Genomic DNA, 24471 nt, shown 5'->3' with positions numbered 1-24471 from the left:
TTGGGGCGCGGGTAGCTTTTCGGTGTGGACGACCAGCAGGCGACGCTGCTTGGCCCGGCCGACGTGCGCCGGCTGGCCGAGGAACTCGACATCCGACCGACGAAGAAGCTCGGCCAGAACTTCGTGCACGACCCGAACACCGTGCGCCGAATCGTGACTGCCGCGTCGGTCACCGCCGACGACGTCGTGCTGGAGGTCGGCCCCGGCCTGGGCTCGCTGACCCTCGCGCTGCTGCCCGCTGCGGGCGCCGTGACGGCGGTCGAGATCGATCCGGTGCTCGCGGCGCGGCTGCCGCGCACCGCCGCCGAGTGCGCCCCGGCGCTGGCCGATCGCCTCACCGTGATCGAGGCCGACGCGCTGCGGGTCCGCGCCGAGGACTTCCCGGCGGCGCCGACCGCGCTCGTCGCGAACCTGCCGTACAACGTCGCCGTGCCGGTGGTGCTGCACCTGCTGGCCGAGTTGCCGAGCCTGGCGCACGGCCTGGTCATGGTGCAGTCCGAGGTCGCCGACCGGATGGCCGCCAAGCCGGGCAGCCGCGTCTACGGCGTGCCGAGCGCCAAGGCCGCGTGGTACGCCGACGTGCGCCGCGCGGGTCCGGTGCCGCGCAAGGTGTTCTGGCCGGTGCCCAATGTGGACTCCGGCTTGGTGTCGTTCCAGCGCATCGAGCCGCCGTCGACCGCGCCGCGCCAGGACGTCTTCCGCGTGGTGGACGCGGCGTTCGCCCAGCGGCGCAAGACGTTGCGCGCCGCGCTGTCCGGCTGGGCCGGGTCCGCGGCTCGGGCGGAGGAGGTTCTCCGGGCCGCTGGGGTGGATCCGACCGTCCGCGGCGAGCAGTTGGAGATCGGCGATTTCGCGCGCATCGCACAGGCCGCGACTACCGAGAGCGGTCGCTGAACCACCCGTCCGGGCGCTTGCCATCCGAGATCGATCCGCTACGTGGAGTCACAGGCAACACCTGGTGTGTTGGGAAAATTCCCGCTCCTCCGGGTGTGTGATTTGGCAAACGATTTCGGAAAGTGACGACTATCAACTTGCGCTGGAATCCGCCAGTGGGGTCTACTATTCGGGAAATCCATCCCGAGCGGCCGAGAGACCTGGCTCCGCGAAGCCGCAGCAACCACCCGGTGGGCAGGTGCTAACGCCAGGACCGATGGAGTTGTTGTGGAGTCCAACGCGCTGCCAGCTAGCCCGCCTGCGGGTCAAACCCGAGCCCAGCTGGCCCGATCCCGGCGAAACCACATCCGGAGGCTGTTGACGCAGCGTCGCGTCATCGACCACGGGCGCCGCACCACCACCGCCTGTCGTCGCGAGATGTGACCCAGCCTTTCCTCCCTTTCCGAAGTTCCTTGGCCTGTCGCCCTTTCGCGTGCGCGGCCGTCGCGAGCTGATGTGGAGCCGATCGTGATCACAGTCGAGAACCTGACCAAATCTTTCCAGCACAACAACGGATCCGTCCGCGCCCTCGACGGCGTGACGATGGAGGTTTCGGCCGGCGCGGTGTGCGGTGTGGTCGGTCCGAGCGGGGCCGGCAAGTCCACCCTGGCCCGGTGCATCGCGCTGCTGGAGAAGCCGGACAGCGGCGCCATCCGTGTCGACGGCACCGACCTGGTTTCCCTCGGCGGCAAGTCCCTTCGCGCCGCGCGCCGGCAGATCGGCGTTGTGCCGCAAGGAGATTCGCTGCTGCGGCAGCGCACTGCCGCGGGCAACGTCGCGTTGCCGCTGGAAGCGGCCGGTATCAGCGGCCCGCAGCGGCGCACCCGCGTCGGCGAGCTGCTGGACCTCGTGGGCCTGACCGACAAGGCCTCGGTCTACCCCGACCAGCTCTCCGGCGGGCAGCGCCAGCGGATCGCGGTGGCGCGTGCGCTGGCCGCCAAGCCTTCGGTGCTGCTGGCCGACGAGCCGACCTCGGCCCTCGACCCGGGCACCACCGACTCGGTACTCACCGTGCTGGACCGCGCCCGCGCTGAACTGGGTGTCACCGTGCTGGTGGTCACCCACGACATGGCCGTGGTGCGCAAGATCGCCGACGACGTCGCGGTGCTGGAGAACGGCCGCGTGGTCGAGCACGGCAAGGTCCTCGACCTGGTCGCCGAGCCCGGCAGCCGGGTGGGCACCACGCTGCTGCCGGACACCGACCAGGCCGCGTCGTTCAAGCCAGCCGGCGGTCGGCACGACGTCGTCGCCGAGGTCGTGCTGGTCGGCTTCGCCGCGGTCGGCGCGCTGCTGCCGGAGGCCGCCAGCCAGTTCGGGGTCGACCTCGCGATCCTGGGCGGCGGGCTGACCCGGCTGGGGGACACGCCGGTAGCGAAGTTCAAGGTCGGCCTGAGCGGCGAGCGCGCCGAGGCGGCCCTGAAATGGATGGTCGAGCGGGACGCGCATGTGCGACGTGCCCCGGTTTGCGTTGACGGAGCTGCTGCGTGAGTGATGTGACCCCCTGGTCGGAGGTCCTTGGAATACTTGGTGAAGCGACGATCGACACGCTCTACATGGTGTTGGTGTCGACCCTGCTGGCGGTGCTGGGAGGCCTGCCGCTCGGGGTGCTGCTGCATCTGACCTCGCCGGTCGGCCTGAGCCCGAAACCCGTGCTGTACCGGGTGCTCGGCGTGGTCGTCGACTTGGTGCGGTCCGTGCCGTTCGTCGTGCTGCTGGTGGTCCTGGCGTCGTTCACCCGGCTGCTGATCGGCACGTCGATCGGCAGCACCGCGGTGATCGTGCCGCTGACCATCGGCGCCGTCCCGTTCTTCGCGCGGTTGACGCAGAACGCGTTGCGCGAGGTCAGCTTCACCGTGGTCGAGGCCGCGATCACGACTGGATCGAGTCGGCTGCGGATCGTGTGGACGGTGCTGGTCGGCGAGGCGCGGGCCGCGCTGGTCGGCGCGGTCGGCGTCACCGCCGTGGCGCTGATCGGCTACGCCGCGATGGCCGGCGCGATCGGCGGCGGCGGGCTGGGCACGACCGCGATCCAGGACGGCTACCAGGGCTACGACGACCGGATCCTGTGGGGATCCGTGGTTGTGCTCGGCGTGCTGGCCTTCGCGATGCAGCTGATCACCGACCGCACCGCGAAGCTGGTCGACCGGCGCCGAACCGCGACCAGCTGACACCCCCCGAAACCACCCCTTGCCTGGGGACCTTCCACTCTGTCCAGAAAGGACAAACCCTGATGCGTTTGCGTTTTGCTGCCCTGGTGGCTGCGGCCGGCCTGGCGCTGGCCGCGTGCGGGGGCGGCGGCAGCTCGGCTGCCGAGAACCCGAACGCCCCGCTGCGGATCGCGGTCAGCCCGACCCCGCACGGCGAGATCCTGCAGTACGTCAAGGACAACTTGGCGCAGCAGGCCGGGATTGGCATCGAGATCACGAAGTTCGACGACTACAACCGGCCGAATGAAGCCGTCGCGCACGGTGAGCTGGACGCGAACTACTTCCAGCACCAGCCCTACCTGGACGAGTACACCAAGCAGCGCGGTGGCGACTTCGTCTGGATCCAGGCGGTGCACCTGGAGCCGCTGGCGGTGTACTCCAAGCAGTTCAAGTCGCTGCAAGAGATCCCGAACGGCGCGACGGTCACGCTGTCCAACGACCCGGCCAACCAGTTCCGCGGGCTGAAGCTGCTGGAGCAGGGCGGCCTGCTCAAGCTCAAGCCGGAGGCAGCGGTGGGCACCCGGCTGGAGTCGGCGATCGCCGAGAACCCCAAGAACATCCAGCTCAAGGATCTGTCGCCGGACCAGCTGCCGCGCTCGGTCGATGACGCCGCCGCCGCAGTGGTCAACGGCAACTACGCGATCAAGGCGAACCTGCAGAACCCGATCGCCGTGGAGAGTCCGGAGCACAACCCGTACGCCAACGGCCTGGTGACCACCCCGGCCCTGGCCAAGGACCCGCGGATCCTGAAGCTCGCCGAGCTGCTGCGTTCCCAGCAGGTCAAGGACTTCATCAACCAGAAGTACGGCGGCGTAGCCGTCATCCCGGCGTCCTGACCGGAGTTTCCCCGAGGTGAGGGGCACCCTTGAGTGGTTTAGCCGCCCAAGGGTGCCCCTCACCTCGTTTGTGTGCTCGGCTTGGGGCCGGGTTTGGGGTTTGTTCTTTAAAGCGGCGTCAGGCGCTTAGGCCACCCTTGCAACTTGCACCGTCGTGGGTTCTCAGACGTCGCCTGGCGAGGACAGCCCCAGCGCCGCGTAATGGTCATACGCAAGTCGGGCATCCCGGAGTCCACGTCGCGACCGAAATTCCCGCAGGGGGCCGTTACCCGAATCGCCGAGCAAGGTCAGCCGGAAAGGATCTCAAGGCGCAGGGAAGCAAGCGGTGGGCTTTCGCGGACACGTACGCTCTAAGAGTGCTCTCCGTGGTTCCTACCCCCATCACCGTCCGCGTCCCGGCCAAGGTGAACCTGCACCTGTCGGTCGGTGACCCGCGCCCGGACGGTTACCACGAGCTGGTCACCGTCTTCCAGGCGCTGTCGATGACCGACGAGGTCACCGTGCTGGTCGCCGAGGAACCGGGCATCGACGTGCACGGCGAGGGCGCGGATTCGGTGCCCACCGGGCCCAGCAACCTCGCGTGGAAGGCCGTGCAGCTGCTCGCCGAGCACAGCGGGCGGGATCCGGAGGAACCCGGGGTGCGGCTGTCGATCAGCAAGGGCATCCCGGTCGCCGGCGGGATGGCCGGAGGCAGCGCCGATGCGGCGGCGACGCTGCTGGCGCTGAACCACCTGTGGCGGCTGGAGCTGGGCCGCGACGAGCTCAGCGAGATCGCCGCGAAGCTGGGTAGCGACGTCCCGTTCTCGCTGCAGGGCGGCACCGCGCTGGGCACCGGCCGCGGCGAGCGGCTCGTGCCGGTGCTGGCCCGGCACACCTTCCACTGGGTGATCGCGCTGGATCGCCGGGGCTTGGGCACGCCCGGCGTCTACACCGAGCTTGACCGGCTGCGGGCGGAGTCGAAGCCGAACCGGGTCGGGGAGGTCGAGCCGCTGCTGGAGGCGCTGTCGTCCGGCGACCCGCGGCAGCTCGCCCTGCTGCTGGGCAACGATCTGCAGGCAGCGGCCGTCTCGCTGCGGCCCGGGCTGCGGCGCACGCTGCGCGCGGGCGTGCAGGCGGGAGCGCTCGCGGGGATCGTGTCCGGCTCGGGCCCGACCTGTGCCTTCCTCTGCACCGACGCGGACGCGGCGGTCCACGTGGCGGCCGAGCTCTCCGGCGCGGGGGTGTGCCGCACGGTCCGCGTCGCGCACGGCCCGGTCCCGGGCGCGCGGATCGTTTCCGAGGAACCCGCGCACCGCCCGACCCCGCCCCAGGTCCACGCCTGAAGTCCAGTTTCAATTGAAACTGGCGTTTAGGACTCCGGTTACGCAGTTTCAATTGAAACTGCGCCGGGACGACCCCAGCCCGTGATCACGCAACGCAGATGATGGAGTAGACGAGCACCCGATGGTGAACCTGGTCAATCTGGAGTCGGTCAGCAAGAGCTACGGCGTGCGCCCGCTGCTGGACGGAGTTTCGCTGGGCGTCTCGGCGGGCGAGCGCATCGGGGTCGTCGGGCTCAACGGCGGCGGTAAGACGACGCTGCTGGAGGTCCTCGCCGGCATCGCCGAACCCGACAGCGGCCGGGTCAGCCAGTTTCGTGACCTGCGGATGGCGGTGGTCACGCAGCGCACCGAGCTGCCCGCGAACTCGACCGTGCGCAACGCGGTGCTCGACCCGCACGGCTTCAGCGCCGAACACGAATGGGCCGCCGACCCGCGAGTGCGGTCGGTGCTCACCGGCCTCGGCATGACCCGCCTCGGCCTGGACACCCCGGTCACCGACTTCTCCGGCGGCGAGCGCCGCCGCGTCGCGCTGGCCGCCGCGCTGGTGCGCGACCTCGACCTGCTGGTGCTCGACGAGCCGACCAACCACCTGGACGTCGAAGGCGTGCACTGGCTGGCCGACCACCTGCTGGAGCGCAAGTGCGCGCTGGTGATCGTCACCCACGACCGCTGGTTCCTGGACACCGTCTGCAACCGCACCTGGGAGGTCGTCCAGGGCCGTGTCGAGCAGTACGAGGGCGGCTACGCCGACTGGATCTTCGCCCGCGCTGAACGCGCCCGCATCACCCAGCAGGCCGAGGAGAAGCGACAGAACCTCGCCCGCAAGGAACTCGCGTGGCTGCAGCGCGGTGCGAAGGCCCGCACCTCGAAGCCCCGGTACCGGATGGAGGCCGCCGAGGCGCTGATCGCCGATGTGCCGGAGCCCCGCGACACCGTCGAGCTGGTCGCGTTCGCCAAGCGGCGCCTCGGCAAGACGGTGCTGGAGCTGGAGGATGTCGACCTCCGGATCGCGGACCGCGCGCTGCTGGACGCCGTCACCTGGCGCATCGGCCCCGGCGACCGGATCGGCCTGGTCGGCGTCAACGGCTCCGGCAAGACGTCGCTGCTCAAGCTGCTCGCCGGGGAACGCGAACCCGACGCGGGCAAGCGCGTCGAGGGCAAGACGGTGCGGCTGGCGCACCTGACCCAGGAACTGCACGACCTGCCCGGGCAATGGCGGGTGCTGGAAGCGATCGAGGACGTCGCCGAGCGGGTCACCCTCGGCAAGTACGAGCTGTCCGCGTCGCAGCTCGGCGAGCGCTTCGGGTTCGGTAAGGGGCGGCAGTGGACGCCCGTCGAGGACCTTTCCGGCGGCGAGCGCCGCCGCCTGCAGCTGGCGAGGCTGCTGATGGCCGAGCCGAACGTGCTGATCCTCGACGAGCCCACCAACGACCTCGACATCGACACGCTCCAGCAGCTCGAGGACCTGCTGGACAACTGGCCGGGCACGCTGGTGGTCGTCTCCCACGACCGCTACCTGGTGGAGCGGGTGTGCGACAGCGTGCACGCGCTGTTCGGTGACGGTCGGCTCACCCACCTGACGGGCGGTATCGACGAGTACCTGGAGCGGCGGGAGTCGCTGCTGGACGCCGCAGAAGGCAGCGTCGGCAAGCAGGCGACCGACGCGGCGAAGCCGCGAGGGCTCTCCGGCGCGGAGGAGCATGCGGCGCGCAAGGAGCTCGCGCGCTGCGAGCGCCAGCTCGACAAGCTCGAGGAGCGCGAGGCGGGCCTGCACGAGAAGCTCGCGGAAGCCGCGACGGCGCCGGAGCGGGTGGCTGAGCTGAACGTGGAGCTGCGGGCGCTGAAGCAGGAGAAGGACGACATCGAGACCCGCTGGATGGAACTCGCCGATCAGCTCGGCTGACCAGAAGTCGTCAGACCGGCACCCACCGGAGTGGCGGACGCTGTGCGGCCGATCACGGTGCTCGTAAGCTGCGTCACATGAGTCAGTTCGTGGAGACACTGGTGGCGTCCGCCCGGGAGAACTCCGGTGCGCAGGCGCGGGGGCTCACGACAGGCGAGCCCGACCAACCGTGGTTCCGGACGTGGGCTGAGGTGCACGCCGATGCGCTACGGATGGCCGGGGCGCTGGGCGACGACCTCGGGCCCGGGCGGGTCGTCGCGATCCTCGCCGCAGATCCGGGGCTGATCGCGCCCGCCGTGCAGGCCGTGTGGCTCGGCGGCGGCAGCGTGACCATGCTGCACCAGCCGACGCCGCGCACGGACCTCGCGCACTGGGCCGAGGACACCGTTCGGGTGCTCAAGATGATCGGTGCGCGGCTGGTGCTGCTGGGCACTCCTTTCGAGGAGCTGGCCGGGGTGCTCGAGGAGAGCGCGATCGTCTACCGGGACCTGGCTGGCCTCACCGGCGGCGAACCACTCGCCGAGCCGGTCGCGGTCGACGAGGACGCGACCGCCCTGCTGCAGTTGACCAGCGGCTCCACCGCCGAACCCAAGGCGGTGCGGATCACGCACGGCAACCTCTACGCGAACCTGCGGGCGATGGTTGCCGCCGTCGATCTCACTCCCGAGCGCGACGTCGCGGTGTCCTGGCTGCCGCTGTTCCACGACATGGGGATGGTCGGTTGCCTGACGGTGCCGATGGCCATCGGGATGTCGGCGGTAAAGGTCACCCCGGCGGACTTCGTGGCCCGGCCGCTGCTGTGGCCCGAGCTGATCACCCGGTACCGCGCGACCGTGACCGCCGCGCCGAACTTCGCCTACGCCATCGTCGCCCGCCGGATGGCTCGCGCCGACGACGGCGACTTCGACCTGTCGAGCCTGCGGTTCACGCTCAACGGCGCCGAACCCATCGATCCGTCGGCGGCGCAGTCGTTCACCGACGAGGGCGCCCGGTTCGGACTCCGCTCGAACTGCATGGTGTGCGCCTTCGGGATGGCCGAGGCCACGCTCGCGGTGTCCTTCGCCCCGCTGGGCCGGGGTTTGGAGGTCGACGTCGTCGATGCGGACGCGCTGGAGCAGCAGCGCCGGGCGAAGCCGGTATCGCCGGATGCCGAGCGGGCGCGGCAGTTCGCGCTGCTGGGCCACCCGCTGCCGGGCCTGGACGTCGACGTCGTCGACGACGCCGGGCAGCAGCTGGGGGAGCGGCAGGTGGGGCGGCTGCGGATCCGGGGCGCGGCGGTGACGCCGGGCTACCTCACCGTCGACGGGCCGCTGTCCACAAAGGACGAAGACGGCTGGCTGGACACCGGGGACGAGGGGTACCTGGTCGACGGGCAGGTGGTGATCTGCGGGCGCCGCAAGGACGTGATCATCATGGGCGGCCGCAACATCTACCCGGTGGACGTCGAGCGGGCCGCCTGCCAGGTCGAGGGGGTGCGCGCGGGCAACGCCGCCGCCGTCCGGCAGGACGCCGGGAGCCGCCGCGAACGCTTCGCGGTGGTGCTGGAGTCGCGCTTGGCGGGCGATGAGAACGCGGAGAAGGCGCTGCGCAAGGAGGTCGCGGCCCGCATCGTCGACGCCGTGGGCGTCCGCCCGTCGGCGGTCGTGGTGCTGGCTCCGGGTTCGCTGCCGAAAACCCCGTCCGGGAAGCTCAAACGAGCCGCGACCGCGTCCCTGGTCCCCAGCAACTGACCAATGTGGACGAACGGAACCCGTTGGTGCGATGGGTGAAGGGCGCTTTCGACCGGCACCTAGGACACACGGCGCGCCAGTGCCTCCACGGGGACGACGGTGCCCTTCACACGGAAAGATCCACCCGTTGCAGCGGGGGCGCAGTGATCCGGGAACGGGTAGGAGCGGCGTTTTCGCGCGAAATCGCCGCTCCCGGCGTTAGTGGAACTGGTTCTGGGCGGCTTCGAGGCCCTTGGTGACCAAAGCTTCCACCGCGTCCGCGCAGACGTCGATGAAGTAGGCGAGCTCCTTGCGCTCCGTCCCGGAGAAGTCCTTCAGGACGTAGTCGGCGGGGTCCATCCGGCCGGGCGGACGGCCGATGCCGAAGCGGACCCGCACGTAGTCGCGGGTGCCCAGGGACTTGCTGATCGAGCGCAGCCCGTTATGGCCGTTCTCGCCGCCACCGCGCTTGAGCCGGATGGTGCCGAACGGCAGGTCGAGCTCGTCGTGGATCACGATCAGGGACTCCGGCGGCGCCTTGTAGAACTTCACCGCGCCGGCCACCGGGCCGCCGGAGAGGTTCATGAACGAGCGCGGCTTGACCAGCACGGCGCGCGCTCCGGCCAGCCGTCCCTCGACGACCTCGGCACCGGCCTTGTGCGCCTTGAACTTCCCGCCGATCCGGTCGGCGAGCTCGTCGGCGACGAGGAAACCGATGTTGTGCCGGTTTCCGGCGTAGCGCGGACCGGGGTTGCCGAGCCCGACGATCAGCGCGACCGAGTCCGGAGTGCTCACGGGAAGAAGTCTCCTGCTCTAGATGGCACGCAGCGCGCTGTCCCGCTCAGGTCGAGGGGGACAGCGCGCGGTGCGGCCCGACGTCGGGGGCTCAGGCCTCTTCGGTCTCGCCCTCGGCGGCCTCGGCGGGGGCCTCTTCGGCCATCGACGCGGCGGCTTCGGTGACGTTGACGACCAGTGCCTCGGGGTCGGACTGCAGGGTCACGCCCGCCGGCAGCTGGATGTCGGAGGCGTGGAACTGGGTGCCGATCTCGGCACCGGCGATCGACAGCTCCAGCTGCTCGGGGATGTGCAGCGCCTCGGTCTCGATCTCGACGTCGGTGATCTCCTGGCTGACCAGGCCGCCGGGGCCGGCCTCGCCGGAGAGCACGACCGGAACCGCGACGGTGACCTTCTCGCCGCGCTTGACCAGCAGCAGGTCGACGTGCTCGATGTAGTTCTTGATCGGGTGCGTGGTGATGGTCTTGGTGAGCGCGAGCTCGCTGTCGCTACCGGACACATCAAGCGTCAGCACCGCGTTGTGCCCGTTCTCGCGGATCGCGCGGGCGAACTCCACGGAGGGCAGGGACAGGTGCTTCGGGTCGGCGCCATGACCGTAGAGCACCGCGGGGATCTTGCCGGCGCGGCGGGTGCGGCGGGCCGCCCCCTTGCCGAACTCGGTGCGCTGCTCGACGGCGATACGTACCTCGGACACGGTGGTGCACTCCTCATGACGTCGGGCGGAACGTGAATTGGTCGCTGGCCTGCGGCGGTGGGGCGCGCTACTGGCGTGATTACGACGCGGTGCCGAACGGGCACCCGGGGTGTGAGCGACATCAGTGCGCCAACCGAATGGTCGGCGACCACCGTGCCACCGCGTCGATCACGCCGGGCGAACGTCCCGACCTCGCCGAGGCAACCTGACTAGTCTAAACGTTGCTTGCACAGTCGTTTTCGCATGGGTGACTCCACCCGGTTCGGGTCGCTCCCGGGCGTTCGGCACGGGCGCGCCAGCTCGATGGTTACCTCCAGGAACTCAGTGCACTTTGAAGTCACCAGTAACTAATAGTTATCGTCGGTGACCAGCACAGAAGGAGGATGCGATGAGACTGGTCCTGTTTGGTGCCACCGGCTTCGCCAGCGGCAAGATCCTGCGGGAAGCGCGGCAGCGCGGGCACGAGGTGGTCGGCGTGGCGCGGCACGTCGAGTCGTTGGCCGAGCCGAGGGAGGCGGGCTCGCTACACGACGAGAAGTTCGTGCTCGACGCGACCGCGGGTGCGGGCGCGTTGATCGTGGCGATCCCGGGGCGGCCGATGCCCGACGGCACGAAGCTGTTCGACGCGGTGCCAACGCTGTTCGCCACGGCCAATCGGCGCGGCCTGCGGATCGGCGTGGTCGGCGGTGCCAGCAGCCTGCGGGTCGCCGATGGGGGCCCGCGGTTGATCGATACCTCGGAATTCCCGGACGAGTTCAAGCCGGAGGCGGGCGCGCACGCGGAGGTGCTCGCGGCGCTCCAGGAGGCGCCCGCCGGGGTGGACTGGTTCTACGTCAGCCCCCCGGCGAACTTCGGTGCCCACGCTCCGGGCGAGCGGACCGGGTCCTACCGGCTCGGCGGCGACGTGCTGGTGACAAATGCGGACGGCAACTCCTCGATCAGTGGCGACGACTACGCGATCGCGTTCGTCGACGAACTGGAGCGGCCCGCGCACCGGCGGCAGCGCTTCACGGTCGGCTACTGAGCAGCCTCGGGATCGGTGATTCCAGTCACAGAAGGCCGGTCCTGAAATACTTGAAGGCTCAAAAATGTTGAGATGACAGTGGCTCGCGCCGTCCCGTGCGAGTCCCCGATTCCCACCCGACGGCTCCAGGAGTTAGCTCATGACCGCGATCGACCAGGCCGAGCAGCTGGTGCTCGGCGCGGACGCCCAGGCCCTGCTGTTCCGCGACGCCCGCACAGCCAACAGCTTCAGCGACGAGCCCGTCACCGACGAGCAGGTCCAGGCGATCTACGACCTGGTCAAGTGGGCCCCGACGTCGATGAACCAGCAGCCGCTGCGGATCCTGTTGGTGCGCTCCGAGGAGAGCCGGCAGCGGCTGCTGCCGCACCTGATGGAGGGCAACCGGGCCAAGACCGAGAAGGCCCCGCTGGTGGCGATCCTGGCCGCTGACACCGACTTCCACGAGAACCTGCCGCGCGTGTTCCCGCAGCTGGAAGGCGTGAAGGACATGTTCGCGGCCAACGACGAGCTCCGCCTGAACAACGCGACGCTCAACGCGAGCCTGCAGATCGCGTACTTCATCCTCGGCGTGCGCGCCGCAGGGCTGGCCGCAGGCCCGATGACCGGGTTCGACGCGGCCGGGATCAACGCGGAGTTCTTCCCGGCGGGCAAGCAGCAGTCGCTGGTGGTCGTGAACATCGGCAAGCCGGGCGAGAACCCCTGGTTCGACCGCCTGCCCCGCCTCGACTACGACGAGGTCGTCACCACCGTCTGATCACCACGCGATTTCCATCGAGCGTTTTCCAGCTTCTTCTCGCGTTGCGGTGCGGGGGGCGGAACCGCGAAGCGGCGAGCGGCCCCGGTCCGAAGTGGACCGGGGCCGCTCGTGGTAAGTGGCCGTTCGACCTCGCTCGGTCAGGCGCGGCCGTCGAAGAGGCTGGTGACGGAGCCGTCCTCGAAGACCTGGTGGATGGCCTCCGCGACCAGCGGGGCGATCGACAGGACCGTGAGGTTCGGGAACCGGCGCTCCTCCGGGATCGGCAGCGTGTTGGTCAGCACGACCTCCTTCGCGCCGCAGGACGACAGCCGGTCCACCGCCGGGCCGGACAGCACGGCGTGGGTGGCGGCGATGATGACGTCCTTTGCACCGGCCGCTAGCAGCTGCTCGGTGGCCTTGGTGATGGTGCCGCCGGTGTCGATCATGTCGTCGACCAGCACGCACAGCCGGCCCTCGACGTCACCGACGACGCGGTTGGCGACCACCTGGTTGGGCTTGCTGGGGTCGCGGGTCTTGTGGATGAACGCCAGCGGCGTGCCGCCGAGGTCGTCGGCCCACTTCTCCGCCACCCGGACGCGGCCGGAGTCGGGGGAGACCACGGTGATCTGCTCGCCCGCGTAGGTGTCGCGGATGTAGCTGGCCAGCAGCTTCTGGGCCATCAGGTGGTCCACCGGGCCGTCGAAGAAACCCTGGATCTGGTCGGTGTGCAGGTCCACCGCCATGATCCGGTCCGCGCCGGCGGTCTTGAACAGGTCGGCCATCAGCCGCGCCGAGATCGGCTCGCGACCCTTGTGCTTCTTGTCCTGGCGCGCGTAGCCGTAGAACGGCATGACCACGGTGATGCGCTTGGCGCTGGCGCGCTTGAGCGCGTCCACCATGAGCAGCTGTTCCATGATGGCGTCGTTGAGCGGGTTGCAGTGCGACTGGATGACGAAGGCGTCGCAGCCGCGCACCGACTCGTCGTAGCGCACGAAGATCTCGCCGTTAGCGAACTTGTAGGCAGCCTGGGGCGTGACCGTTACGTCGAGCTGCTTGGCCACCTCCTCGGCAAGTTCCGGGTGACTGCTACCGGAGAAGAGCTTGAGGCTCTTCTTCGGGGTCGCAGACATGGCACTCACGGTCATCGTCCCTCCCCGTAAGACGTCCGTCACTGGGCGCCGTTCGTCGGATTGGTGGTTGGTTCTTTCGACAAAGCCTGTTGCGCGGCCTGGTCTGCGGCGGTGCCGGGGCGGCGTCTGGCGACCCAGCCTTCGATGGTGCGTTGCTTCCCGCGGGCGACCGCCATCGCCCCTGGCGGGACATCTTGGGTGATCACGGAGCCGGCGGCGGTGTAGGCGCCGTCGCCGACCTCGACCGGGGCGACGAACATGTTGTCCGCGCCGGTCCGGGCGTGTGATCCGATCACGGTGTGGTGCTTGGCCACCCCGTCGTAGTTGACGAAGACGGTGGCGGCGCCGATGTTGCTCTGCTCGCCGATCGTCGCGTCGCCCACGTAGCTCAGGTGCGGCACCTTGGTGCCGTCGCCGATCGCGGCGTTCTTGGTCTCGACGAAGGTGCCGATCTTGCCCTTCGTGCCGAGCCGCGTGCCGGGGCGCAGGAAGGCGAACGGCCCGACCTGGGCGTCCGGCCCGATTTCGGCGCCCTCACCGTGGGTGCGCACCACGGAGGCGCCTGGGTGGATCACGCAGCCGGTGAGCGTGGTGTCGGGGCCGACGGTCGCGCCCTCTCCGACGGTGGTGCCAGCGCGCAGCTGCACGCCCGGCTCCAGCAGGACGTCGCGCTCCAGCACCACGTCGCAGTCCAGCCACACCGAGTTCGGGTCGGTGATCGTGACGCCCGCGCGCATCCAGCGCAGCAGCAGCCTGCGATTGATCTCGGCGCCGAGGCGGGCCAGCTGCACCCGGTCGTTGATGCCTTCCACCAGCCACGGGTCGGCGCAGACCAGGGCGCCGACCGGGCGGCCGTCGTCGCGCGCGATCGACAGGACGTCGGTCAGGTAGAGCTCGCCCTGGGCGTTGTCGGTGGACAGCCGCTTGAGCGCGTTGGTGAGCACTTCCGCGTCGAAGGCGTAGACCCCGGAGTTGATCTCGGTGATCTCCGCCTGCTCGGGGGTGGCGTCCTTCTGCTCGACGATGCCGGTCACCCGGCCCTCGGCGTCGCGCAGCATCCGGCCGTAACCGGTCGGCTCGTCGACCACCGCGGTCAGCACGGTGACGGCGTTGCCGGAGTCGCGGTGCTCGGCGAGCAGGCCGCGCAGGGTGTCGCTGTCCAGCAGCGGCACGTCGCCGTAGCTGACCAGTACCGTGCCGGTGAGGCCGTCGGGCAGTTCGGAAAGTCCGCACGAGACCGCGTGCCCGGTGCCGAGCTGCTGTTCCTGCACCGCGGTGCCGATCGGGCGGTCGAGGGCGCCGGCCAGGCCTTTCAGGTGCTCGGCGACGGCGTCGCGGCCGTGCCCCAGCACGACCACCAGTGCATCGGGGTCGACACCGGCCGCAGCGCGCACGGCGTGTTCGACCAGGGGCCTGCCCGCGAGCCGGTGCAGCACCTTCGGTGTCGCCGATCGCATCCTGGTGCCCTCGCCAGCGGCGAGCACGATCGTGCTGACGGTTTCCGAAGACGCATCGCTGCGGGAGGAGGGCTGGGCGGTGTCGCCCTGGAGCATCAGCGCTCTCCCTTGATCTCTAGAAGCGGCTCGGCGGCGTCGATCAGCCGTCGGGCCGACAGTGCCTGTTGCGTCCAAGCGGGTGAAGGGTAACCGGGCCGCCGCCCCCTCGGCTCCGGTGCCCCTGCGCGCCTGTCCGGCGGATGTGATGGTACCGCCGACCGCTGGTATTCCGTGTGCGGAGTCAGCCCCCTAGCTGCGGCTTTGTGATCTTCCCTGCATTCGCGGAACCCCTGCGGCGCTGCCCGCTGTGGCCGATCACACGCCGCTGAACCAGGGATCTGACATGGGCGGAGGGCCCTCCGCCCGACTGGGCAGGTCGAAGGGGCCCTTCGCGCACCACTGGAAGACGTCAGAGGGCGTCCGGGGGGATCCACACCGAGTGATCTTCGGCCGGTCTGTCCGGCGGGTCGTTAGTCACGCCGGAGAACGCCGAGACGCGATTGCCGCCGTCGCGCTTCGCCTGGTACATCGCGGCATCCGCGCGCGCCAGCACCTGCGCCGCCGATTCCTGCGGGCGCATCGCGACGACGCCGATCGACAGGGTCACGCCGCGCGAGAGCTCGCCAGGCAGCCGGTCGACCGCCTCGGCGGTGCGCTGCAGCGCGGCCTGCGCGGCACCGAGGGTCGCGCCAGGCAACAGCACGACGAACTCGTCACCGCCGTAGCGGGCCACGAAGTCATCGGTGCGCAGGGTGTCGCGCAGGGTCATCGCGACGGTGCGCAGCACGTCGTCGCCCTCCGCGTGCGAGCAGCGGTCGTTGACGCCCTTGAACCCGTCGAGGTCGACCAGCGCCACGGCGAGCGGCTGCGCATCGGGCGTGTTGAGCAGCGTCTCCAGGCGGTCGTCCAGCGCGCGGCGGTTCGATAGGCCGGTGAGCGGGTCCTGCAGGGCCTGCCGGGTGATCGCGTCGTGCCGGTGGATCAGCCGCGAGTTCTCCAACCTGGTGACCAAAGTGGACAGTCGGGCTTGGCGCATCGTCCACAGCTCGGTCTCCAGCTCCAGTGCGTAGTCCCGCAGCGCGTCGTGGGTGACTCCGGTGCCGACTTCGATCAGCTGCGCGTACTCGCGGGCCAGCGAAATGCGCAGGGTCGGCTCCGACGTGTCGCTGGCCGTGTCCGCGCGGGTGTCCGACAGCACACGCACCGCCTCTTTGCTGAGGTCCGCGCGGGTCAGGCACCGGGACAGCGCGATCGCGACGATGATCTTCTCCCGCGGGTGGATCGCCCGGTCCAGGGCGCGCAGCACCTTGAGTCGCTCGATGTGCTCCACGTGTGGCTGCGCCAGCGCGTGGGCGGCGCCGAGCACCGGCACCTGCTCGGCAGCGGGGCGGTCGGACACCCGGGGGAACAGCGACTCGCGCCACGGGCCCTCCACCGCGACCGCAATGGCCGACGCGGTGGTGAACCGGGCGGTAGCCTCCTCGCGCTGCCCTATGCGCTCCAGTCGCAGTCCCCAGCCCAGCAGCATCCGGCACCGGTTGATCATGTGCACCGCGATCTCGTGCGGGCCGCCGCTCTCCCGGATCCGCTGGTGGGCGCGGGTCATCACCTCGTCGGCCGTCTCGTAGACGCCGAGCTGGGTGAGCACCAGGCCGATGTCGATCAGCGAGGTGGCCAGCAGACGCTCCCACGACCGGCGGCCCAACGTGCGGTCCGGGATCAGCTCGTCGTCGAGCATTGCCAGGCCGTGCGCGACCTCGGTGAGCGCAGTGTCCTCGCTGCCGCCGAGCAGAGCGCGCCGACTGCGCAGCGCGTGCGCATCGGCCAGCAGGACGTCCAGTCCATGCCGCCGGGTGTGCATGAGGAGCTCGTCGAGCAGGGGATCGGCGCTGTCGACGAGGCCGGGTGTCACCAGCCGCATCGAGGCGCAGTGCCGCAGGAGTTGGCCGACTATGCGCGGTTCGCCGCGTCGCTGGGCCTCGGCGAGCAGGTTGTCGGCTTCACGGATGGTGCAGCGCTGACTGGCCGTGTCGCTGTGCTGGCCGACTGCGTTGAGTTCGCGTGCGCGTCCCACCAGCCACGCGTCGGACACCTCGCTTAGCGTGGCCACCGGGTCATCGCGCACGGCGGTCGTGTCGTCGCGCAGCGGCGCACACCCCCTGTTCACCATTCCACCCCGGCAGCCCGCGCGGCGCGCTGCGCGGTGTTGCCGGCCGCGCGCCGCATCGGACCTGGGAGGACCGCTCGCTCCGCCGCCAGGATTCGAACCTGGACCATCGGAACCAAAATCCGAGGTGCTGCCTTTACACCACGGCGGATCGGGTGCTGTTGGCCCGCAGTGCCAGCATGCGACTCCTGGCACCGGTACCCGAGCCTACCGGCCCGGGCTGACAGGCGGTGGTACCCGGCCGACATCGTGGCATGCCCTGGCTGCCGGGTCGGCGTCGGGCTGGTTTGTTCGCGGGTTTCGTCGAGGGCTGGCACGTGTATGTGACGTACCGAGCTGTCGCATGGTTGCGTTCAAGATCACGGCTGTTCGGGTGAACAAGGGCGATTCGGACACGCCCGAGTGGGTGCGACACGCCGCAATTTTGGGGCCGGGGGTGACGATTCGGCATCAAAGAACTTACGCTTGCGTAGGTTACGGTCCCGTAGGGTGGAGGTGTTGCGGGGCCGTGATTCCCGGGGCTGACCGCAGTTTTCCCACCTCCCCAACGCCATTCGAGGTATTGAGTATGACCGCAGCAACCGAGCGCGTTGCCCCTACAGAGGCCCGCGCGGAGTCCGGGCCGAAGCCGCTGACCGCGGGCACCCGACCCTGGGTGGCGCAGCTGGCGGTGTACGTGTTCGTCCTGGTGCCGTTCCTCGCACTCGTGCTGGCGGTGCCGGCGGCCTGGGGCTGGGGCCTTGGCTGGGTCGACATCGGCTTGGCGCTGGTCTTCTACGTCGCGTCGGGACTCGGCGTGACGGTCGGTTTCCACCGGTACTTCACGCACAGCTCGTTCAAGGCCAAGCACGGCGTCAAGATCGCGTTGGCGATCTTCGGCATGATGGCCGTGCAGGGCCCGGCGATCACGTGGGTCGCCGACCACCGCCGGCACCACGCCTTCTCCGACCGCGAGGGCGACCCGCACTCGCCGTGGCGCTTCGGCAGCTCGCCCGCCGCGCTGGCGAAGGGCTTCTGGCATGCGCACATGGGTTGGCTGTTCGAGCGCGACCTGACCAACGAGGACCGCTTCGCGCCGGACCTGCTCAAGGACGAAGCGCTGGTGAAGGTCAACCGGCTGTTCCCGCTGTGGACGGCCCTCAGCCTTCTGCTGCCCGGTGTGCTGGGCGGGCTGTTCACCTGGTCGCTGTGGGGCGCGTTCACCGCGTTCTTCTGGGCCGGTCTGGTCCGGGTGTCCTTCCTGCACCACATCACGTGGTCGGTGAACTCGATCTGCCACATGATCGGCGAGCGGCCGTTCAAGAGCCGGGACAAGGCGGCGAACTTCTGGCCGCTAGCGATCCTGTCCTTCGGCGAGTCCTGGCACAACCTGCACCACGCCGACCCGACCTGCGCCCGGCACGGCGTGCTACGCGGCCAGATCGACATCTCGGCGCGGGTGATCTGGATCTTCGAGAAGCTCGGCTGGGCCTGGAACGTCCGCTGGTCCAACGAGAAGCGGCTGGCCCGCATCTCGGTCACCGAGTACAAGGGCTGACCGCCCGGCTCCAGGAGTGCCCGCGCAGCGGCGTTCGCGCGGGCACTCTTTCATCTTCATCGGGCCAGCGCATCGGTGTCGGCCCCGCACCTTAGGGTTGTGCGAGTGGTATCACGGCGACGCGGGCGGACTGCGCCCGAACCGGAGGCGCGACCGAAGGGCCGCACCGCACGGGTCAGGATGACGGGCAAGGAACGTCGGCAGCAGCTGCTGGACGTGGCCCGGGCCTTGTTCGCGGAGAAGGGCTTCGACGGCACGTCGATCGAGGAGATCGCGCACCGCGCCGGGGTGTCCAAGCCGGTCGTCTACGAGCACTTCGGCGGCAAGGAAGGCGTCTACGCGGTGGTGGTCGACCGCGAGATGCGCAACCTGCTGGACCTGGTCGTCTCCGCCCTGTCCGCGGGACATCCGCGGGAACTGCTGGAGCAAGCGGCGCGGGCGCTGCTGGACTACATCGACAACAACACCGACGGTTTCCGGGTGCTGGTGCGGGATTCGCCGGTGGCCAGCAACAGCGGCACGTTCTCCAGCCTGCTCAACGACATCGCGAGCCAGGTCGAGCACATCCTCGGCCTTCAGTTCAGCGCGCGGGGCTACGACTCGAAGCTAGCCCCGCTGTACAGCCAGGCGCTGGTGGGCATGGTGGCGCTGACCGGCCAGTGGTGGCTTGAGGCGCGCAAGCCGAAGAAGGAAGAGGTCGGCGCGCACCTGGTGAACCTCGCCTGGAACGGCCTGTCCCACCTGGAGCACAAACCCCGCCTCTCGACGAAGTGACCCCGCAACGTCCCAGCCCAGACGCACCGGTGCGCCTGTTCTCCCGCAATTTCAATGGAAATCGACGGTCCGATTTCCATTGAAATTGGGGGAGTTGTCCACAGCAGCCGGCGTGTCGGGGGCTGACGCGCCGGAGGGCCGCGATTTCCATTGAAATCGACGGTCCGATTTCAATGGAACTTGCGGTTCAGGATGCCGTGATGCGGAGGACCTTGTCGTCGGTGCCGTTGGACGTGGTGATGTAGAGGGCGCCGTCGGGGCCTTGGCGGGCGGCTCTGAGCCGGCCGTGGGTGTCGTCGAGTTCGGGCGGGATCTCCACCTGGTGTACCGAGCCGTCCGGCTGGACCCCGAACAGCAGCAGCTTGCTGCCCTTGAGCGCCGTGACCGCCAGCATCCCGTCGAAGCGCTTCCACTGCGGACCGGTCAGGAACGTCGCGGCGCAAACGGCTTCCGTTCGGTCCCCCGACGACCAGACCGCCTTGACAGCGTCTGGGAATCGGCGTAGATCGGTCATCGGCACCGACTCGTCGTAAGAGGATTCGGTGCCGCCGCGCGACGGATCCCAGCCGTAGTTCCCGCCCGGCCGCAGCAGGTTGATCTCGTCGTCGACGTCCGGCCCGTGCTCCGCGACGAACACCTGACCGCCGGGCCGCGGCGCGACGCCCTGCGGGTTGCGGTGCCCGTAGGTGTAGAGCAACCGCTCGCTCGGGTTCGGTGACGCGATGAACGGGTTGTCCGGCAGGGGAGCGCCGGTGTCGATGTTCACTCGCAGCACCTTGCCGCCGAGCGAGCCGCGGTCCTGCGCGATCGTGGGCCGCGCCGTGTCCCCGGTGCTCACCAGCAGCGCTCCGTCTTCGGCCAGCGCCAGCCGGCAGCCGGAGTGCCGTCCGCTGCGGTTCACCGGCAGCCCGATGAGCAGATTCCCGACCCGATCCGCGCGCGAGCCGTCCTCGGAAAGCCGCCAGGTGATCAGCCGGATGTCCACGGGCGTGCCGTTCTCCTGGTTTGTCTGGCAGGTGATGAACCGCCGGTTGGCGGCGAATGACGGGTGCACCAGCAGACCCATCAGGCCGCCTTCGCCTTCCGCGAGCACATCGCCGAAGTCCGCCTGCACGGGCCGCACCAGCGCGCCCGGTCGATGATCGGCGAGCAGCACGAGCCTGCCGGGGCGCTGGCTGACCAGCGCGGTGCCATCCGGCAGGAACCCTATGTCCCAGGGGTGCTCGAGCCCGGCCGCGACGATCTCGACGCGCAGCGCCGACGGTGCCGAGGCCGCCGTGCTCGCCGGTGCGGGCCGATCGGTGCTGTCCGCGCTGGTGCACCCGATCAAGCCGCTGATCAGGGGCAGCAGCAGGGCGAACGCGGCGGACCGGCGCAGCAGCATGCGCACAGTGTGACATCGGCCATGTAACGCGTTCGGGCCATCGCGTTCGTGTCGCACCCGGGTCGTAGTCTGGAACCCGATGCCCCTCCCGGTGTTGGCGTTGGTCCCGGGTAGGGGTGTGCCCGCATTCGCCATGTCTTGCTGCGAGGTAGCTCCATGAGCCAGGCCGGTCCCCTGCGCGGACTGCTCGAAATCGTGCTGCGCGATCCCGCCATCCGGCAGGTCGTGGCGGCGGCCGGGCGGCCGCGCCTGGTGTTGGAAGGCCCCCCGGCGGCCCGGTCGCTGACCGCGGGGTCGCTGGCCGCCGAGGGCGGCGCCGGGCGGCCGGTGCTGCTGGTCACCGCCACCGGCCGGGAAGCGGAGGAGGCCGCGGCGGCGTTGTCGGACCTGCTGGGTCCGGCCGGTATCGAGGTGTTCCCGTCCTGGGAAACCCTGCCGCACGAACGGCTTTCGCCCCGCGCCGACACCGTCGGCCGGCGGCTGTCGGTGCTGCGCCGCCTCGCGCACCCCGAGGAGCACGCGCACGGCGCCGTCCAGGTGCTGGTGACGACGGTGCGCAGCCTGATCCAGCCGATCGCGCCCGGGTTGGGCGAGCTGGCCCCGGTGCGGCTCGCGGTCAGCACCGAGCACGACTTCCAGGAACTGGTCGAGCGGCTCGCGGAGTTGGCCTACGACCGCGTCGACATGGTCGAGAAGCGCGGCGAGTTCGCGGTGCGCGGCGGCATCGTCGACGTCTTCCCGCCGACCGAGGAACACCCGCTGCGAGTGGAGTTCTGGGGCGACGAGGTCACCGAGATCCGCCCGTTCGCCGTCGCCGACCAGCGTTCGCTGCCGAACGCGCCGAGCACCGAGCTGTTCGCCCCGGCCTGCCGGGAGCTGCTGATCACCGAGCAGGTCGCCGAGCGCGCCGCGAAGCTCGCCGAGCAGCACCAGACCGACACCCACCTCGCCGAGATGCTGGAGAAGATCGCTTCGGGCGCGCCGGTCGAAGGCATGGAGGCGCTGATCCCAGCGCTGTGCGAAGGCGAGATGCGGCTGCTGACCGATCTGGCCCCGGCGGGAACGCACGTGCTGCTCGCCGACCCGGAGAAGATCCACGCGCGGGCCGCCGACCTCGTGCGCACCGGCCAGGAGTTCCTGGAGGCCTCCTGGATGGTCGCCGCCGACGGCGGCAAAGCACCCATCGATCTGGGCGCGTCGGCCTACCGCGCCCTGGCCGAGGTCGCCGAGCACACCGTCTCGATCGGCCTGCCGTGGTGGCCGCTGACCCAGCTGACCAGCGAGGAAGGCGAGGACGACGACGAGGTCATCCGGCTCGTCCTCAAGCCGGTGGATGCCTACCACGGCGAGATCGAGCGCGCCTTCGCCGACCTGCGCGCGCACACCGCAGCAGGCGGCGCGGCGGTGCTGGTGGTGGCCGGTGCGGGCACCGCGCAGCGCGCCGTGCAGCAGCTGCGCGAAGCGGAGCTGCCCGCGCGGTTGGCCGAGGACGGGCTGGCGGCGGAGCCGGAATCCGGCGTGGTGACGGTGGTCCGCGGCGGCCTGGAGGACGGCTTCGCCGCGCCCGAGATCGCGCTGGTGGTGCTCACCGAGGCCGACCTGACCGGCGGCCGGGGCGGAACGTCCACGAAGGACATGCGCCGGATGCCGTCGCGGCGGCGCAACGCGGTCGACCCGCTGGCGCTCAAGACCGGCGACTTCGTGGTGCACGAGCAGCACGGCATCGGCAAGTACGTCGAGATGGTGCAGCGCACCGTCGGCGGCGCGACCCGCGAATACCTGGTGCTGGAGTACGCGGCGAGCAAGCGCGGCCAGCCCGGCGACCGGCTGTTCGTGCCGACCGACCAGCTCGACGAGGTCACCCGCTACGTCGGCGGCGAGGCGCCGACGCTGAACAAACTCGGCGGCTCGGACTGGAAGAACACCAAGGCCAAGGCCCGCAAGGCGGTCAAGGAGATCGCCGCTGAGCTGGTGCAGCTGTATGCGGCCAGGCAGTCCTCGCCCGGGCACGCCTTCGGGGCGGACACCCCGTGGCAGCGGGAGCTGGAAGACGCCTTCCCCTACACCGAGACCGGCGACCAGATGGCCGCCATCGACGAGGTGAAGGCCGACATGCAGCGCCCGGTGCCGATGGACCGGGTGATCTGCGGCGACGTCGGCTACGGCAAGACCGAGATCGCGGTGCGCGCGGCGTTCAAGGCGGTGCAGGACGGCAAGCAGGTCGCCGTGCTGGTGCCGACCACGCTGCTCGCCCAGCAGCACCTGAACACCTTCACCGACCGGATGCGGTCGTTCCCGGTGACCGTGAAGGGGCTGTCCCGGTTCACCGACCAGATGGAGTCCGAGGAGACCATCCGGGGCCTGGCCGACGGCTCGGTCGACATCGTGATCGGCACGCACCGGCTGCTGCAGACCGGGATCCGGTACAAGGACCTGGGCCTGGTGATCGTCGACGAGGAGCAGCGCTTCGGCGTCGAGCACAAGGAGCACATCAAGGCCCTGCGCACGCACGTGGACGTGCTGACGATGTCCGCGACGCCCATCCCGCGGACGCTGGAGATGAGCATGGCCGGCATCCGGGAGATGTCGACGATCCTCACCCCGCCGGAGGAGCGGCACCCGATCCTGACCTACGTCGGCGCGTACGACCAGAAGCAGGTCGCCGCCGCGATCCGGCGCGAGCTGCTGCGCGACGGCCAGGTGTTCTTCGTGCACAACCGGGTGCACGACATCGAGAAGGTCGCGCGCCAGCTGAGGGAACTGGTGCCGGAGGGGAGGATCGTCACCGCGCACGGGCAGATGAACGAGGACCGGCTGGAGAAGATCATCCAGGGGTTCTGGGAGCGCGAGCACGACGTGCTGGTGTGCACCACGATCGTCGAGACCGGGTTGGACATCTCCAACGCCAACACGCTGATCGTGGATCGCTCCGATCTGCTCGGCCTCGCCCAGCTGCACCAGCTGCGCGGCCGCGTCGGGCGGGCCCGCGAGCGCGGCTACGCCTACTTCCTCTACCCGCCGGAGAAGCCGTTGACCGACATGGCGCACGACCGGCTGGCGACCATCGCGCAGAACTCCGAGCTCGGCGCGGGCATGGCGGTCGCGATGAAGGACCTGGAAATCCGCGGTGCGGGCAACATCCTCGGCGCCGAGCAGTCCGGGCACATCGCGGGCGTCGGCTTCGACCTGTACGTGCGGTTGGTCGGCGAGGCGGTGGACGCGTTCCGGCGGCACGCGGGCGCGGAGCCGGGGGAGAGCGAGGAGGAGCTCACCGAGGTCCGGGTCGACCTGCCCATCGACGCGCACATCCCGCACGACTACGTGCCGGGAGAGCGGCTGCGGCTGGAGGCATACCGCAAGCTCGCGGCAGCCGTCGACGGCGAGGCGCTGGACGCGGTGCGCGCCGAGCTCGTCGACCGCTACGGGCCGTTGCCGGAGCCGGTGGAGCGGCTGCTGAAGGTGGCCCGCTTCCGGCAGGTCTGCCGGGAGCACGGGGTCAGTGAGGTGACGTTGCAGGGCGCTTCGCTGCGGGTGGCGCCGCTGGCGCTGCCGGACTCGAAGCAGGTCCGGCTCAAGCGGCTGTACCCGAAGGCGGTCTACAAGCCCGCTGTCCGCACGGTGTCGGTGCCGCGCCCGACGGTAGGCGCGGCAGGAGGCCGGATGGGCGCGCCGCCGCTGCGCGACGAGGCGCTGCTGGACTGGTGCTCCAAGTTCCTGGAGGACCTCACCACCGCACCCGCCCCGGTCGCGTGAACCCGCCCAGCCGCGCAGGTTTCGCCTGGTGAACGGCCGTGAGCACGTTGGGTGTCATAGCACTGTCATAG

General features: G+C 70.0%; 18 protein-coding genes, 1 tRNA gene and 1 riboswitch. Of the genes, 12 read left to right on the top strand and 7 right to left on the bottom strand.

Annotated elements, in window-relative coordinates; translation table 11 throughout:
* The first annotated feature begins 24 nt into the window (after nucleotides 1-24).
* The 7 genes from rsmA (at nucleotide 25) to SSPN_RS0140690 (ending at nucleotide 8931) form a co-directional block, all read left to right on the top strand.
* A complete protein-coding gene (gene rsmA, locus SSPN_RS0140720; protein ID WP_010316339.1) occupies nucleotides 25-894 on the top strand; it encodes a 16S rRNA (adenine(1518)-N(6)/adenine(1519)-N(6))-dimethyltransferase RsmA in 870 nt (289 codons plus the stop codon).
* A gap of 175 nt (nucleotides 895-1069) precedes the next feature.
* Nucleotides 1070-1157: riboswitch (SAM riboswitch) on the top strand.
* A gap of 244 nt (nucleotides 1158-1401) precedes the next feature.
* Nucleotides 1402-2421, top strand: a complete 1020-nt coding sequence (locus tag SSPN_RS0140715; protein ID WP_029536237.1) for a methionine ABC transporter ATP-binding protein — start codon at nucleotides 1402-1404, stop codon at nucleotides 2419-2421.
* Nucleotides 2418-3101 carry a methionine ABC transporter permease gene (locus tag SSPN_RS0140710; RefSeq protein WP_029536236.1) on the top strand — a complete coding sequence of 228 codons (684 nt, stop codon included), beginning with the start codon at nucleotides 2418-2420 and terminating at the stop codon, nucleotides 3099-3101. The genes SSPN_RS0140715 and SSPN_RS0140710 overlap by 4 nt, the downstream gene beginning before the upstream one ends.
* A gap of 62 nt (nucleotides 3102-3163) precedes the next feature.
* Nucleotides 3164-3976: a MetQ/NlpA family ABC transporter substrate-binding protein gene (locus SSPN_RS0140705; RefSeq protein ID WP_010316329.1), complete on the top strand. Its 813-nt coding sequence runs from the start codon at nucleotides 3164-3166 to the stop codon at nucleotides 3974-3976.
* A 365-nt stretch (nucleotides 3977-4341) separates the two neighbouring features.
* Nucleotides 4342-5298, top strand: coding sequence for a 4-(cytidine 5'-diphospho)-2-C-methyl-D-erythritol kinase (locus SSPN_RS0140700; RefSeq protein ID WP_187764773.1), 957 nt, complete (start codon nucleotides 4342-4344; stop codon nucleotides 5296-5298).
* 121 nt (nucleotides 5299-5419) lie between these two features.
* Nucleotides 5420-7201, top strand: a complete 1782-nt coding sequence (locus SSPN_RS0140695) for an ABC-F family ATP-binding cassette domain-containing protein (RefSeq protein WP_010316325.1) — start codon at nucleotides 5420-5422, stop codon at nucleotides 7199-7201.
* Nucleotides 7202-7278: 77 nt separating this feature from the next.
* The gene (locus tag SSPN_RS0140690) at nucleotides 7279-8931 is read left to right on the top strand and encodes a fatty acyl-AMP ligase (RefSeq protein ID WP_029536235.1); all 1653 of its coding nucleotides are present in this window, start codon (nucleotides 7279-7281) and stop codon (nucleotides 8929-8931) included.
* Nucleotides 8932-9129: 198 nt separating this feature from the next.
* Here SSPN_RS0140690 and pth read toward each other — a convergent pair whose 3' ends face one another.
* Nucleotides 9130-9705: an aminoacyl-tRNA hydrolase gene (gene pth / locus SSPN_RS0140685; protein WP_010316321.1), complete on the bottom strand. Its 576-nt coding sequence runs from the start codon at nucleotides 9703-9705 to the stop codon at nucleotides 9130-9132.
* A 91-nt stretch (nucleotides 9706-9796) separates the two neighbouring features.
* Complete coding sequence (locus SSPN_RS0140680) at nucleotides 9797-10399, bottom strand: 50S ribosomal protein L25/general stress protein Ctc (protein ID WP_010316319.1); 603 nt, start codon at nucleotides 10397-10399, stop codon at nucleotides 9797-9799.
* A gap of 388 nt (nucleotides 10400-10787) precedes the next feature.
* Between SSPN_RS0140680 and SSPN_RS0140670 the strand changes: the two genes are divergently transcribed.
* A complete protein-coding gene (locus SSPN_RS0140670) occupies nucleotides 10788-11423 on the top strand; it encodes an NAD(P)-dependent oxidoreductase (RefSeq protein ID WP_010316317.1) in 636 nt (211 codons plus the stop codon).
* A gap of 139 nt (nucleotides 11424-11562) precedes the next feature.
* Nucleotides 11563-12177, top strand: a complete 615-nt coding sequence (locus SSPN_RS0140665) for a malonic semialdehyde reductase (RefSeq protein WP_010316316.1) — start codon at nucleotides 11563-11565, stop codon at nucleotides 12175-12177.
* Between the two features lie 140 nt (nucleotides 12178-12317).
* Here the strand turns inward: SSPN_RS0140665 and SSPN_RS0140660 are convergent, their stop codons facing one another.
* The 4 genes from SSPN_RS0140660 to SSPN_RS0140645 all read right to left on the bottom strand — a co-directional run bounded on the left by SSPN_RS0140660 (nucleotide 12318) and on the right by SSPN_RS0140645 (nucleotide 17103).
* On the bottom strand, nucleotides 12318-13289 hold the full coding sequence (locus tag SSPN_RS0140660; protein ID WP_237710986.1) for a ribose-phosphate diphosphokinase: 972 nt from the start codon (nucleotides 13287-13289) through the stop codon (nucleotides 12318-12320).
* A 38-nt stretch (nucleotides 13290-13327) separates the two neighbouring features.
* On the bottom strand, nucleotides 13328-14842 hold the full coding sequence (gene glmU, locus SSPN_RS0140655) for a bifunctional UDP-N-acetylglucosamine diphosphorylase/glucosamine-1-phosphate N-acetyltransferase GlmU (protein WP_010316314.1): 1515 nt from the start codon (nucleotides 14840-14842) through the stop codon (nucleotides 13328-13330).
* Between the two features lie 352 nt (nucleotides 14843-15194).
* Nucleotides 15195-16955 (bottom strand): GGDEF domain-containing protein, encoded by a 1761-nt coding sequence (locus tag SSPN_RS0140650; RefSeq protein WP_237710983.1) that lies wholly within the window; start codon nucleotides 16953-16955, stop codon nucleotides 15195-15197.
* A gap of 77 nt (nucleotides 16956-17032) precedes the next feature.
* Nucleotides 17033-17103, bottom strand: a tRNA-Gln gene (locus SSPN_RS0140645).
* A 417-nt stretch (nucleotides 17104-17520) separates the two neighbouring features.
* Here SSPN_RS0140645 and SSPN_RS0140640 point away from each other — a divergent pair.
* Complete coding sequence (locus tag SSPN_RS0140640) at nucleotides 17521-18489, top strand: acyl-CoA desaturase (RefSeq protein WP_010316312.1); 969 nt, start codon at nucleotides 17521-17523, stop codon at nucleotides 18487-18489.
* A gap of 180 nt (nucleotides 18490-18669) precedes the next feature.
* Nucleotides 18670-19263 (top strand): TetR/AcrR family transcriptional regulator, encoded by a 594-nt coding sequence (locus tag SSPN_RS0140635; RefSeq protein WP_010316310.1) that lies wholly within the window; start codon nucleotides 18670-18672, stop codon nucleotides 19261-19263.
* Nucleotides 19264-19450: 187 nt separating this feature from the next.
* On the opposite strand, the gene SSPN_RS0140630 is transcribed toward SSPN_RS0140635, so the two are convergent.
* A complete protein-coding gene (locus SSPN_RS0140630) occupies nucleotides 19451-20647 on the bottom strand; it encodes a PQQ-dependent sugar dehydrogenase (RefSeq protein ID WP_010316308.1) in 1197 nt (398 codons plus the stop codon).
* A 156-nt stretch (nucleotides 20648-20803) separates the two neighbouring features.
* On the opposite strand from SSPN_RS0140630, the gene mfd reads away from it, so the two are divergent.
* Nucleotides 20804-24400, top strand: coding sequence for a transcription-repair coupling factor (gene mfd, locus SSPN_RS0140625; protein ID WP_010316306.1), 3597 nt, complete (start codon nucleotides 20804-20806; stop codon nucleotides 24398-24400).
* Nucleotides 24401-24471 lie beyond the last annotated feature (71 nt).

The organism is Saccharopolyspora spinosa NRRL 18395, from assembly GCF_000194155.1.
Taxonomy (GTDB): domain Bacteria; phylum Actinomycetota; class Actinomycetes; order Mycobacteriales; family Pseudonocardiaceae; genus Saccharopolyspora; species Saccharopolyspora spinosa.
This window is presented reverse-complemented; position numbering and strand designations above follow the sequence as displayed.

Bases quoted from the DNA above. Each gene is read 5' to 3' on its own strand.
- SSPN_RS0140705 (WP_010316329.1), top strand. From the start codon at position 3,164: ATGCGTTTGCGTTTTGCTGCCCTGGTGGCTGCGGCCGGCCTGGCGCTG.
- SSPN_RS0140695 (WP_010316325.1), top strand. From the start codon at position 5,420: ATGGTGAACCTGGTCAATCTGGAGTCGGTCAGCAAGAGCTACGGCGTG.
- SSPN_RS0140690 (WP_029536235.1), top strand. From the start codon at position 7,279: ATGAGTCAGTTCGTGGAGACACTGGTGGCGTCCGCCCGGGAGAACTCC.
- SSPN_RS0140670 (WP_010316317.1), top strand. From the start codon at position 10,788: ATGAGACTGGTCCTGTTTGGTGCCACCGGCTTCGCCAGCGGCAAGATC.
- SSPN_RS0140665 (WP_010316316.1), top strand. From the start codon at position 11,563: ATGACCGCGATCGACCAGGCCGAGCAGCTGGTGCTCGGCGCGGACGCC.
- SSPN_RS0140660 (WP_237710986.1), bottom strand. From the start codon at position 13,289: ATGTCTGCGACCCCGAAGAAGAGCCTCAAGCTCTTCTCCGGTAGCAGT.
- glmU (WP_010316314.1), bottom strand. From the start codon at position 14,842: ATGCTCCAGGGCGACACCGCCCAGCCCTCCTCCCGCAGCGATGCGTCT.
- SSPN_RS0140650 (WP_237710983.1), bottom strand. From the start codon at position 16,955: ATGGTGAACAGGGGGTGTGCGCCGCTGCGCGACGACACGACCGCCGTG.
- SSPN_RS0140640 (WP_010316312.1), top strand. From the start codon at position 17,521: ATGACCGCAGCAACCGAGCGCGTTGCCCCTACAGAGGCCCGCGCGGAG.
- SSPN_RS0140635 (WP_010316310.1), top strand. From the start codon at position 18,670: ATGACGGGCAAGGAACGTCGGCAGCAGCTGCTGGACGTGGCCCGGGCC.
- SSPN_RS0140630 (WP_010316308.1), bottom strand. From the start codon at position 20,647: ATGCTGCTGCGCCGGTCCGCCGCGTTCGCCCTGCTGCTGCCCCTGATC.
- mfd (WP_010316306.1), top strand. From the start codon at position 20,804: ATGAGCCAGGCCGGTCCCCTGCGCGGACTGCTCGAAATCGTGCTGCGC.